Annotated in this window: 10 protein-coding genes; 1 reads left to right on the top strand and 9 read right to left on the bottom strand. The window is 56.3% G+C overall.

Going from position 1 to position 11,745, the window contains the following annotated elements:
* A partial coding sequence (locus MJ923_RS20040; RefSeq protein WP_240592607.1) for a tyrosine-type recombinase/integrase occupies positions 1 to 458 on the top strand: 458 nt, incomplete at its 5' end.
* Positions 459 to 890: 432 nt separating this feature from the next.
* Here MJ923_RS20040 and MJ923_RS20035 read toward each other — a convergent pair.
* From MJ923_RS20035 to MJ923_RS19995, 9 genes are all read right to left on the bottom strand, one after another.
* A complete protein-coding gene (locus MJ923_RS20035; RefSeq protein WP_240592606.1) occupies positions 891 to 1,547 on the bottom strand; it encodes a CoA transferase subunit B in 657 nt (218 codons plus the stop codon).
* An 11-nt stretch (positions 1,548 to 1,558) separates the two neighbouring features.
* Positions 1,559 to 2,260 carry a CoA transferase subunit A gene (locus MJ923_RS20030; protein WP_240592605.1) on the bottom strand — a complete coding sequence of 234 codons (702 nt, stop codon included), beginning with the start codon at positions 2,258 to 2,260 and terminating at the stop codon, positions 1,559 to 1,561.
* A 104-nt stretch (positions 2,261 to 2,364) separates the two neighbouring features.
* Complete coding sequence (locus MJ923_RS20025; RefSeq protein ID WP_240592604.1) at positions 2,365 to 3,255, bottom strand: hydroxymethylglutaryl-CoA lyase; 891 nt, start codon at positions 3,253 to 3,255, stop codon at positions 2,365 to 2,367.
* A gap of 1 nt (position 3,256) precedes the next feature.
* The gene (locus MJ923_RS20020; protein ID WP_240592603.1) at positions 3,257 to 5,293 is read right to left on the bottom strand and encodes an acetyl/propionyl/methylcrotonyl-CoA carboxylase subunit alpha; all 2,037 of its coding nucleotides are present in this window, start codon (positions 5,291 to 5,293) and stop codon (positions 3,257 to 3,259) included.
* A 10-nt stretch (positions 5,294 to 5,303) separates the two neighbouring features.
* Positions 5,304 to 6,125 carry an enoyl-CoA hydratase-related protein gene (locus MJ923_RS20015; RefSeq protein WP_420854499.1) on the bottom strand — a complete coding sequence of 274 codons (822 nt, stop codon included), beginning with the start codon at positions 6,123 to 6,125 and terminating at the stop codon, positions 5,304 to 5,306.
* A gap of 19 nt (positions 6,126 to 6,144) precedes the next feature.
* Entirely contained in the window at positions 6,145 to 7,752 is a 1,608-nt protein-coding gene (locus MJ923_RS20010) for a carboxyl transferase domain-containing protein (protein ID WP_240592601.1), read from the bottom strand.
* Between the two features lie 120 nt (positions 7,753 to 7,872).
* On the bottom strand, positions 7,873 to 9,042 hold the full coding sequence (locus MJ923_RS20005) for an isovaleryl-CoA dehydrogenase (RefSeq protein ID WP_240592600.1): 1,170 nt from the start codon (positions 9,040 to 9,042) through the stop codon (positions 7,873 to 7,875).
* Positions 9,043 to 9,133: 91 nt separating this feature from the next.
* A complete protein-coding gene (locus MJ923_RS20000) occupies positions 9,134 to 9,535 on the bottom strand; it encodes a MerR family transcriptional regulator (RefSeq protein WP_240592599.1) in 402 nt (133 codons plus the stop codon).
* Positions 9,536 to 9,839: 304 nt separating this feature from the next.
* Positions 9,840 to 11,639, bottom strand: coding sequence for a L,D-transpeptidase family protein (locus MJ923_RS19995; RefSeq protein WP_240592598.1), 1,800 nt, complete (start codon positions 11,637 to 11,639; stop codon positions 9,840 to 9,842).
* Positions 11,640 to 11,745 lie beyond the last annotated feature (106 nt).

Below are 11,745 nucleotides of genomic sequence, written 5' to 3'. Positions count from 1 at the left end.
CGTTACTCGCGGCATCCTGTATCCCATGGCTGCAATTGCGGATATCCAGCAGTATTGCCATTCAGCAAAAAGATAATGCGCTTGGGGTTGGTCCCTCTTTGCCCCATGCACTTGGGCGCAAATATCCATGTGCTTTTCGCAGTCCTGCTTGGATGTTTATATTTCCGAGCACGACCCTGTGTGTACATCCCGAAACAGGTGAACTGTGTCGTCATCATTTACATGAAAGCTTGGTGCGAAAGGCGCTCTCCATCGCCGGACAAAAAATTGGACTCTGTAAAAAAATCAGCTGCCATACCTTTCGCCACAGTTTCGCGACCCATTTACTTCAGGCCGGTTACGATATCCGTACCGTGCAGGAGCTGCTTGGTCATAATGACCTGAAGACCACTCAGATTTACACCCATGTGCTGGGGCAACATTACGCCGGAACAGTCAGCCCCCTCGATCGGCTGTGATGATGCCATTCTCGACTCCCGATTCAGCATCAAGCATTCACGACTCACGATTGCCGTTATCGGCAAAAAGCCATAGCTACCGCACGACGCTATTGCTGCTCAATAGCATCTATTACTGTGGTTCAGCAGCTTAAGTAAAAGAGGGGGAGGGTGATGTGGGGATTTCCCTGCCTCTTTTTATTTGTGCGCGTCCCTGCTGCTGTGGTGCTGGTCGATGTCGCAAACAATCGCTCGTTGAACGTCGATTGCGAATAAGCAATTACTCACCCGTAATACTGACGTTGTTATGGTCGAAGATACCTAAATCACAAGCTGGTAACAAGCCTGTGGTAAGCACGGTAAAAATATGTGATATCCGAATGGCTTGCTTTAAATAAAAACACCCGCCGCTGCGGGTGTTTTTATGGATTGGCGCTAAAAGCGCTGAGCCAATTAAAACTGCATCTCAGGCACGTGCTCGGGCACGATAAGCTTGCCTGCGGTCTTCTCTACAATTTCTTCAACGCTGACGCCGGGAGCACGTTCCAGCAGGTGGAAGGCGCCGTCTTTGATTTCGATAAAAGCCAGATCGGTAAGAACGCGCTTGATGCAACCAAAGCCGGTGAGTGGCAGCTCGCACTTGGGCAGCAGCTTGGAGTTGCCGTATTTATCGGCGTGCATCATGGTGACTATGATGTTGTCGGCTCCAGCCACCAAATCCATGGCGCCGCCCATGCCTTTTACCAGCTTGCCGGGGATCATCCAGGAGGCGATAGAGCCTTCTACGTCCACTTCAAAGGCACCGAGCACGGTTAAATCAACATGGCCACCACGGATCATGGCGAAGCTCTCGGCGCTGGAGAAGAAGGACGCGCCTTTTACCGCTGTTACGGTTTGCTTACCGGCGTTAATCAGATCCGGGTCGATAGTCTCTTCGGTGGGGAACTCACCCATGCCGAGCAGGCCATTTTCCGACTGCAGCATTACCTGCATGCCGTCGGGGATATAGTTGGCCACCAGCGTAGGGATGCCGATGCCTAAGTTTACGTAGTAGCCGTCTTTCAGCTCTTTGGCGACGCGCTGGGCCAGTTGTTCTCTTGAAAGTGCCATTGCGTGTCTCCTTATGCCTGCTTCACGGTGCGCTGTTCAATGCGCTTCTCAAAGCTGCCTTTGATGATGCGGTCCACATAAATCCCTGGGGTGTGGATATGGTCCGGGTCAAGTTCGCCCGGCTCAACGATTTCTTCCACTTCCACCACGGTGATTTTTCCGGCGGTGGCCATCATGGGGTTGAAGTTGGCGGCGGTTTTACGGAACACCAGGTTACCCATGGTGTCGGCCTTCCAGGCGCGGATAAGGGCGAAATCGGCGGTCAGGGACTCTTCCAGCACATAGTGGCGACCCTTGATTTCGCGGGTTTCTTTGCCCTCGGCTACCGGAGTACCGTAGCCAGAGGCGGTAAAGAATGCAGGAATACCGGCGCCGCCGGCGCGGATTTTTTCAGCAAGCGTGCCCTGGGGCGTCAGGATAACGTTCAGCTCGCCGCTCAGCATCTGGCGCTCGAAGGTGGCGTTTTCGCCCACGTAGGAGGCTATCATGGTGCTGATCTGCTTGTTTTGCAGTAAAAGCCCCAGACCAAAGTCATCAACGCCTGCGTTGTTGGAAATGGCGGTAAGCCCCTTGGTGCCAAGCTTTACCATCTGATTAATCAGGCCTTCCGGGATACCACAGAGGCCAAATCCGCCCACCATGATGGTCATATTGTCAGTTAGGCCCGCCAGGGCCTGGTCGTAAGTGTCGACGACCTTGTAGAGTCCAGCCATCTTGTCTTCCTTTTGTTCTTAACCTGCTGTGACGTCAGGTCGTGTGCTGTGCTTTGTTCGCCTGCCAGTAAAGGCAGGAGATAGTTATTGTTATCTTGCAGTGGCTAGGTCAGAGCCCGAGCCACTTTGGAGCCGTTTTGTCTGCCAAGGGCGGCGCTGATGCGGTTACCAGCCTCAATCAGCTTGCCAAGGTCGATGCCTGTGTCTATGCCCATACCCTGGAGCATATACACCAGATCTTCGCTGGCAAGATTGCCCGACGCACCCTTGGCATAGGGGCAGCCGCCAAGGCCTGCCACCGAGGTATCCACGGTGCGGATACCGCTTTCAAGGCAGGCGAGGATATTGGCGAGCGCCTGGCCATAAGTGTCGTGAAAGTGCAGCGCAAGTTTGTCTGCCGGCACCTTCGCCGCCACGGCCTCCACCATTTTACGGGCCTTTAGCGGTGTGCCAACGCCTATGGTGTCACCCAAAGAAATTTCATAGCAGCCGAGTTTGTACAGAATTTCAGACACCCGCGCCACTTCGCTTACCGCTATCTCGCCATCGTAGGGGCAACCGAGCACGCAGGAGACATAACCGCGCACCGGCAAGTTGTGCTCTTTCGCCTTTTCTATCAATGGGATAAAGCGCTCAATCGACTCTTCAATCGAGCAGTTGATGTTCTTCTGACTAAAGCCCTCACTGGCGGCGGCAAATACCGCAACCTCTGAGGCATTGGCGTCAAGGGCAAGTTCCAGCCCCTTCAAATTAGGGGTAAGGGCGCTGTAACGCACCCCTGCCACACGGGAAATACCCTTGAGTACCTCGCCTGAGTCGGCCATTTGCGGCACCCACTTGGGTGACACGAAACTTGCCGCCTCAATGCGCTTAACACCGGCGGCGGCAAGGTTTTCGACCAGCAGAATTTTATCGGCCGTGGAGACCTGCTTTTCGTTTTGCAGGCCGTCACGGGGGCCAACTTCAAACAGGCTGATATGGGTTGGCAGTGTCATCTCAAGCCTCCGCTTCTTTAGTGTCGGCTGCAGCATCGGCCATTTCCAGCGCCAGCAGCAAGGTGCCGTCGGACACCAGCTCCCCGGGGGCGAAGAAGAACTCGCTCACCACCCCATCGAAGGGCGCTTCTATGGTGTATTCCATTTTCATGGCTTCCATCACGAGCAGACCCTGACCGGCACTGACTTTATCGCCCGCAGCCACCAGATGGGTCACCACGGTGCCGTTCATCGGTGCCTTGAGTTTATCTTCAGAGCTGGCGGTTTCTTCCAGCACCTGACCCAGCACTTCGCGGAAGTGGTAACTGCCGCTTGAGAGGAACAGGGTAAGGCCGCCTTCTTCCAGCGATACCGTCACCTTCATCTTGTGGCCGTTGATTTCGCACTTAAGCTCGCTGTCTTCGATACTGCCGCTAAGCTCAATCAGCTTGTCGTTAAGGCACAGCTGATAGCGGCCGTTTGACTCGGTGAGCTCTGCACTGCGGCTTTGGTGAGCGTCATCCAGCAGGGTTACGCTGTGGCGCCGTGGGCTGCTTAAGCGAAAGCCTTTAAGGCTCGACCAGGGGCTGAAGGGGTCGTGTCCAGCCACGTCCTGAGACACAGCCTCGCGTAAACGCAGCTGAGTGAGCACGGCCAGCACAAAGGCGGTGTCGGCTTCGTCTCGACTGTCGCCAATCAGCGCATCACCATAGCGGCTAATAAAGTCGGTGGAGAAGTTGGCATCACTAAACGCGGGATGCTCGGCGATGTTGGAGAGGAACTCGATATTGTGCTTAAGGCCGCCGACACGGTAATCGCCAAGGGCGCGGGTAAGACGTGCCAGTGCGCGGGGGCGCGACTCGTCCCACACAATCAGCTTGGCAATCATGGGGTCGTAGTAGTTTGAAATCACGTCATTTTCACGCACGCCTGAGTCGATGCGCACATGGCGGCTTGGCTCTGGCTCTCGCAAAAAGGTAAGCTTGCCACTGGCGGGCAAAAACTCGTTATTGGGATCTTCAGCGTAAATCCGTGCCTCAAAAGCGTGACCATGGATTTGGATTTCGTGCTGCTCCAGCGGCAGTACCGAACCCGATGCCACCAACAGCTGCCATTTCACCAGATCCTGGCCTGTGACCATTTCGGTCACCGGGTGCTCCACCTGCAGACGGGTGTTCATCTCCATAAAGAAGAAGCTCCGCTCTTTACCTGGCTGAGGGGCGTCAAGCAGGAACTCCACGGTACCGGCGCCGCGATAGTCGATGGCCTTGGCAGCGGCGACGGCGGCTTCACCCATTTGCTTGCGCAGGCTGTCCGGCAGGCCCGGGGCAGGGGCTTCTTCCACCACCTTTTGGTGGCGGCGCTGAATAGAGCAGTCGCGGTCAGACAGATACACGCAGTTACCGTGAGCGTCGGCAAACACCTGCACTTCCACGTGGCGCGGCTCTCGCAGATATCGCTCCATCAACAGCTTATCGTTACCGAAGCTGGAAGCGGCCTCGCGGCGGGCCGAGTCGATGGCGGCTTTCAGTTCGCTCTCGCCCTCGACAATGCGCATGCCTTTACCGCCGCCGCCGTAGGCGGCTTTGATAAGGAGCGGATAACCAATTTTCTTGGCCTCGGCAAGCAGCATGGCATCACTCTGGTCGTCGCCGTGGTAGCCGGGCACCAGGGGCACACCGGCTTTTTCCATAATCAGCTTGGCGGCACTTTTGCTGCCCATGGCGTCGATGGCATCTGAGCCGGGGCCGACAAAGGCGATGCCGTTTGCCTCACAGGCGCGGGCAAATTCGGCGTTTTCTGACAAAAAGCCGTAGCCGGGGTGAATGGCCTCGGCGCCGCATTTTTTGGCGATGTCGATAATCAGCTCACCGCGCAGGTACGAGCTTGCCGGGCCACTTTCACCCAGATAAAAAGACTCATCCGCCAGCGCCACATGGCGGGCGTCGCGGTCGGCATCTGAGTAGACGGCCACGGTTTTGATGCCCATATCGCGGGCGGTGCGAATAACGCGGCAGGCGATTTCACCGCGGTTGGCAATTAAGAGTTTGTTAAACATGGAAAATCCCTTAGTCCTTGCTGCCGGTATCATTAACCCACGCTGGGCTTCGCTTATCGAAAAAGGCGTTAAGGCCTTCCTGTCCTTCGGCGGACACCCGAATGCGGGCGATGCGCTCGCTGGTGTAGTCGCGGGTGTGCTCATCAATCACGCCGCTTTGCAGTCGGGCGATAAGCGATTTGCACCACCCCAGCGCCTGAGGGCTGCCGCTTAGCAGATTTTGGATAATGGGCGAGGCTGCGGCGTCCAAATCCTCAGCGATTTCATGCACTACGCCTAAGGCAAGCGCCATGCTGGCATCGAAGCGCTCAGCCGTGAGCATATAGCGGCGGCTCTGGCGTGGCCCCATGGCGCGCACTACATAAGGGCTGATGACCGCAGGAATAAGCCCCAGTTTGACCTCAGACAGGCAGAAACTGGCTTTGTGGCTCGAAATCGCAATATCGCAGCAGCAAATCAGCCCCAGGGCGCCGCCGTAGGCCGCGCCGTTAACAAGGGCGATGGACGGCTTGGGGAAGCGGTCCAGGGTATCCATCAGGTTGGCAAGCTCACGGGCATCTTTGAGATTGGCATCAAAGTCCATGGCGGCTTGCTTGCGCATCCAGTTCAAATCGGCGCCGGCGGAGAAATGCTTGCCGTCGCTTTTAAGCACCATCAGGGCGCAGTCGCTCTCATGGGCGAAGGCATTGATGGCCTGGGTCATTTCGCTGATCATCACCTCATCGAAGGCGTTGTGCACCTCGGGGCGATTTAAGATGAGATAACCCACCTTGCCCTTAAGCTCACAGCGCACGGCACTGAAAGAGGCAGACAGCTCGGCAATAGAAGTCATGGTTGTCATCTCTTTCTCCTTACATGCGGAACACGCCGAAGCGGGTCTCTTCGATGGGGGCATTGAGGGCGGCGGAAATGGCCAGCCCCAGTACGTCACGGGTTTGCGCCGGGTCGATAATGCCGTCGTCCCACAAGCGGGCGCTGGCATGGTAGGGGTGACCCTCTTTATCGTACTGGGCGATGATGGGCGCCTTGAACTTGACTTCCTCTTCCGCGCTCATGGTTTCGCCTTTACGGGCCAGACCATCTTTACGCACAGTGGCCAGCACGCCAGCGGCCTGCTCGCCGCCCATCACTGAAATGCGGGCATTGGGCCACATCCACATCAGGGTAGGCTCAAAGGCGCGGCCGCACATGCCATAGTTACCGGCGCCGTAGCTGCCGCCAATCAGCACGGTGAACTTGGGCACAGTGGCGCAGGAAACAGCGGTCACCATCTTGGCCCCGTGCTTGGCAATGCCCTCGTGCTCGTATTTTTTACCCACCATAAAGCCGGTGATGTTTTGCAAAAACACCAGCGGAATTTTGCGCTGGCAGCACAGCTCAATAAAGTGGGCGCCTTTTTGGGCCGACTCTGAGAACAGGATGCCGTTGTTGGCCACTATGCCCACCGGATAACCGTGGATGCGGGCAAAGCCGCATACCAGGGTGGCGCCGTAGTTGGCCTTGAACTCGTCAAAGTCGGAGTCATCCACGATGCGGGCAATCACCTCTTTCACATCGAAGGGCTTTTTAAGGTCGGTGCCGACTATGCCGTAAAGCTCGTTGATGTCGTATTTGGGCGGTTTGACTTTTGCGAGTTGCAGCTCAACCTGCTTTTGATGATTAAGGCGCGATACCGCCTTGCGGGCGAGCTCCAGCGCATGTTCATCGTTTTGCGCCAGATGGTCGGCCACGCCGCTGATTTTGGTGTGCACGTCGCCGCCGCCAAGTTCCTCGGCGCTCACTTCCTCGCCGGTGGCTGCTTTCACCAGTGGCGGACCTGCCAAAAAGATGGTGCCCTGTTCGCGCACAATAATCGATTCATCCGCCATGGCAGGCACATAGGCGCCGCCTGCGGTACACAGGCCCATTACCACCGCGATTTGCGGAATGCCCTTGGCGGACATGCGGGCCTGATTGAAGAAGATACGGCCAAAGTGGTCACGGTCGGGGAAGACTTCGTCCTGCCGGGGCAGGTTGGCGCCGCCCGAGTCCACCAGATAGATGCAGGGCAGGTGGCAGCGCTCGGCAATGGCCTGAGCACGCAGGTGCTTTTTCACCGTGATGGGGTAGTAGGTGCCGCCTTTTACTGTGGCATCGTTGGCGATGATCATGCACTCGACGCCGCTGACCCGGCCAATACCGGCAATGATGCCTGCCGCAGGTACATCTTCATCGTACACCTCGAACGCGGCAAACTGGCTTAGCTCCAAAAAGGGCGAACCGGGGTCCAAGAGTTTTTCCACCCGGGCGCGGGGGGCGAGCTTGCCTCGGGATAAGTGGCGCTCCATGGCAACCGGGCCGCCGCCCTGCTCGATATGGGCGAGCTTGTCTTTAAGGTCAGCCACCAGGGCCGCCATGGCATCGTGTTTTTGTTTGAATTCGTCGCTGCGTGGGTTCACGCGGGAGGTGAGTTGAGTCACGTCTTGTGTCCTCCAAAGGGCAGGCACCTTGCCTGCCGCTGTGTCCTTTTCCCCGGCGCCTTGCCGGGGAATGGGATGTGAAGAGTTTGGCTTGTTCGCTTTACTTACTGAATTACTTGCTTATTTAGTCTCGTTAAACAGCTCACGGCCAATCAGCATGCGGCGGATCTCCGAGGTGCCGGCACCGATTTCATAGAGCTTGGCATCGCGCAGCAAACGGCCGGTGGCGTATTCATTGACGTAGCCGTTACCGCCGAGGAGCTGAATCGCATCCAGCGCCATCTTGGTAGCAAATTCGGCGGCGTAGAGAATGGCTCCTGCGGCGTCTTTACGGGTGGTTTCACCGCGATCGCAAGCGCGGGCCACGTTATAAACGTAAGACTTAGCGGCGTTCATGCCGGTGTACATGTCGGCGAGCTTGCCCTGTACCAGTTGGAATTCACCAATGGACTTACCGAATTGCACCCGTTCGTGCACGTAAGGCACCACTATGTCCATACAGGCGGTCATAATGCCCAGTGGGCCGCCAGAGAGCACCACGCGCTCGTAATCCAGGCCACTCATCAGCACTTTCACGCCGTTGTTGAGGCCGCCTAAGATGTTTTCTTCCGGTACTTCACAGTCTTCAAACACCAGCTCACAGGTGTTGGAGCCGCGCATGCCGAGCTTGTCGAGCTTCTGCGCCTGGGAGAAACCCTTGAAACCGCGCTCAACGATAAAGGCGGTAATGCCGTGTGGCCCTTTGTCGAGATCGGTCTTGGCGTAAATCACATAGGTGTGGGCGTCAGGGCCATTGGTGATCCACATTTTGTTGCCGTTGAGGATATAGCGGTCGCCTTCCTTGCGGGCATGCAGCTTCATGGATACCACGTCGGAGCCTGCGTTGGGCTCGCTCATGGCCAGGGCACCTATGTGCTCGCCGCTGATAAGTTTTGGCAGGTATTTGGCGCGCTGAGCCTCAGTGCCGTTGCGGTGAATTTGGTTAACGCACAGGTTGGAGTGAGCACCGTAAGACAGGCCAATGGAGGCCGAGGCGCGGCTGATTTCTTCCATCGCCACCACGTGGGCGAGGTAACCCATGTTGACGCCGCCGTATTCTTCGGCCACGGTGACGCCCAAGAGGCCCATGTCGCCGAATTTTGCCCACAGCTCGTTGGGGAACGCGTTGTCGCGGTCGACCTTTTCGGCCAGCGGCGCAATTTCACCCTTGGCAAATTCGTATACTGCGTCCCGCAGCATATCCACGTCTTCACCGAGTCCAAAGTTGAGAGTAGAGTACAGGTGGCTCATGTGCTTGTGTCCTTAAATCTGCTTGTTGTCTTGTTATCTTTGTTATTGTGTTTAATGAGTTTAGGTAACGCCGGGCGGTTCTAGTTGGCCTTTATGCCTTTTGCTGGCCATCCAGCGCGGTGCGGCACTGGGCCTCGGCGCTGGTGAGTTCCATCAGCACTACCTTGATGTCGTCCATCTGTTGCTGCAGCGAGGCTTTTTTCTCTTCAATCAGTGCCAGCATGGTGTTCAGCTGGGTAACACTTGTCTTGTCGGCATCGTAAAGCTCAAACAAACGGCGGGTTTCGGCCAGGGAAAAGCCCAGGCGCTTGCCGCGCAAAATCAGCTTGAGGCGCACCCGGTCTTTGAGGCTGTAAATACGGGTTTGGCCGCGGCGTTTTGGCTTCAACAGCCCCTGATCCTCATAGAAGCGGATAGAGCGGGTAGTGATGTCGAATTCCTTCGACAAGTCACTGATGGAATAGCTGGTTTGTGCGTTATTGTTTGAACTCATTTCGACACCGGATATTACTTGTTTCAATTGCAAGCAAGATATATGAAGTTTACGTAAAGGTAAAGCTGGTGTCATGGTGGTGTTTGGCTTTTTCATCCCGCCACTGTCAGCGTGGGCTTACATGGGCTTACATGGGCTTACATGGGCTTACATGGGCTTACATGGGCTTACATGGGCTTACATGGGCTTGCCGTGGCTGACGGATGCTTAAACTGAGCGAAACCTTCGCCGCCAATCGCGGTGGCGTAGGATTTGAAATAATCAGGGCGCCTTTTGGCGCCCTGAAAGTTGTTGAGGTTTTAGGTTACAGCAGGTTTGGATCGCCTGCGGCGGCAATTCTGGAGTGACGCTGACCCAGCAGCGCATCGGCCACAGCCTGATCGCGCTTATAAATATCTTTATAGAACTGAAGCTTGCCGTCACGAGGCTCGGCGGTCCAGTACATGATCAGGATATCCAGTGGCTCTGCGAGGAAGATTTGCTTGGTTTCCCCTGATGCCAGCGACTGATTGAGGCTGTCCGGTGACCAGTTGGGGGCAGGCGACATTAACCGTTCGGCCAGCACCAGTGGGTCTTTTACCCGAATACAGCCGTGGCTGAAGGCGCGGTCTTCCTGACTGAACAGGCTTTTGGCCGGGGTATCGTGCAGGTAAATCGAGTGAGCATTGGGGAAGATAAACTTGATTTGCCCCAAGGCGTTATTCTCCGATGGCTGTTGTACGAACCAGTAGGGGAAGCTTCTTGGGTTAACCGTTTGCCAATCGATACCACTGCTGTCGGCCGGAGCGCCCGAGGCGGTGCGCAGCACGAAGTTTTTCTTTTGCAGGTATTCAGGGTCTTTTTTCAGGTGCCAGATGATTTCGCGGCTGATGGAGCGCGGCACAGTCCAGGTGGGGTTGACCACCATGTATTTGAGGCGCGACTTGAACAGCGGCGTTTTTGAACTCACCTTGCCGATAATGATGTCAGTTTCCCAATCGAGGCGGTTTTCACGAAACAGCTTCAGCTGGTAACCGGCCAGATTCACTATCAAAAAGTCAGACGACAAGTCAGCCGACAACCAGCGGGCCCGCTCAAGATTGACCTGAATTTGCTTGGCCCGCTCGGCAAAAGGCACGTTTAAGGCCGCCATGGTGCCCTTGCCAATAACGCCGTCGGGTTTGAGCGAATGACTTGCCTGGAACTCTTTCACCGCTTGCAGCAGTTCGCCACTGAGGGTTAAGGCTGAGGAGGTGCTGGCAGTGGTGCTATTTGCAGCAGTATCGGTTTGTGCATCCGTGTCTTTGGTCAGATAGCCAAGCAGCGTCAGACGCTCGGCAATGGCTGCAAGGCTGGGTGATGGCTTGCCCGGACGTATGGTGGCGTCGAGGGGGATAACCGCAAAGGGCTGGTTCGCCGCCAACGTTTGCATGCGTTTTAAGTGCGCCTTCAGATCGCGGTAAGGCTGAAACTGGGGCCGCAGGCTATCCAGCGCCTGTGCCAGTGATTTTTCCCGCACATGGCGGTCAAGTTCCTTGGCCAAATAACCAAAATTGACCGTGAGTTCTTCATAGTTCCAGGTGCGCCCCAGGTCTTGCGGGTTCACCTTGCCGTTCATCAAATGGGTGCCCAGGGTGATGATGCCGTCGGTGAGCAGCAGCTCATATTCCAGCGCCTTGCTGTCATCGTTTTGCAGCGCCTTTAGCAGTTCTGCATGGTAATCGGCAGGCAGCAGGCCATCATCGGCGGCGCCATCCAGAATGCCAATGGCTTCGCGACTGTAGTCAGGGTCAGTCCACAGCGGTGTGAACTGACGATTCTGGTAAAAGCGCACCAGCAGTTCGGGGCTGCCGAGCACTGCAGCGCCCAGGGTATCTGACTCACCCAGGCTGATGGGTTCGAGCAGCTGCGACAGCTTCAGCGCGCTGCCGCTAAGTGGCATGGCTGATGGCACTTCGGTTGGAGCGGTGGCTTGCTGGGTATTTTGTTGAACGCTTTCGGCCGCTGTGGCGGAGGCGGTTTGTGCCTGCTCCAGTGCATAGGCTGTCGGCAATGCGGCTGTGTTGGCAAGCAGCAAAGCAAGCACGGCTGGCAGCAGCAGGTTGGCTGAGTGTCGTCTGGTCATCTTGGGGTGTCTTCCGTGAACAAAGTGTCAGCAAAATCCTAACCTTGGCGCAGGATCTCTTCAACGTTTGTCGGTCAGGGATCCTGCTTTCGTCACAGCTTGTCAG

The sequence above is a fragment of the Shewanella zhuhaiensis genome (assembly GCF_022484835.1).
Lineage (GTDB): Bacteria > Pseudomonadota > Gammaproteobacteria > Enterobacterales > Shewanellaceae > Shewanella > Shewanella khirikhana.
This window is presented reverse-complemented; position numbering and strand designations above follow the sequence as displayed.

Coding starts and splice junctions, on each gene's coding strand:
- MJ923_RS20035 (WP_240592606.1), bottom strand. CDS start 1,547: ATGGCACTTTCAAGAGAACAACTGGCCCAGCGCGTCGCCAAAGAGCTG.
- MJ923_RS20030 (WP_240592605.1), bottom strand. CDS start 2,260: ATGGCTGGACTCTACAAGGTCGTCGACACTTACGACCAGGCCCTGGCG.
- MJ923_RS20015 (WP_420854499.1), bottom strand. CDS start 6,125: ATGACTTCTATTGCCGAGCTGTCTGCCTCTTTCAGTGCCGTGCGCTGT.
- MJ923_RS19995 (WP_240592598.1), bottom strand. CDS start 11,639: ATGACCAGACGACACTCAGCCAACCTGCTGCTGCCAGCCGTGCTTGCT.
- MJ923_RS20000 (WP_240592599.1), bottom strand. CDS start 9,535: ATGAGTTCAAACAATAACGCACAAACCAGCTATTCCATCAGTGACTTG.
- MJ923_RS20020 (WP_240592603.1), bottom strand. CDS start 5,293: ATGTTTAACAAACTCTTAATTGCCAACCGCGGTGAAATCGCCTGCCGC.
- MJ923_RS20025 (WP_240592604.1), bottom strand. CDS start 3,255: ATGACACTGCCAACCCATATCAGCCTGTTTGAAGTTGGCCCCCGTGAC.
- MJ923_RS20005 (WP_240592600.1), bottom strand. CDS start 9,042: ATGAGCCACCTGTACTCTACTCTCAACTTTGGACTCGGTGAAGACGTG.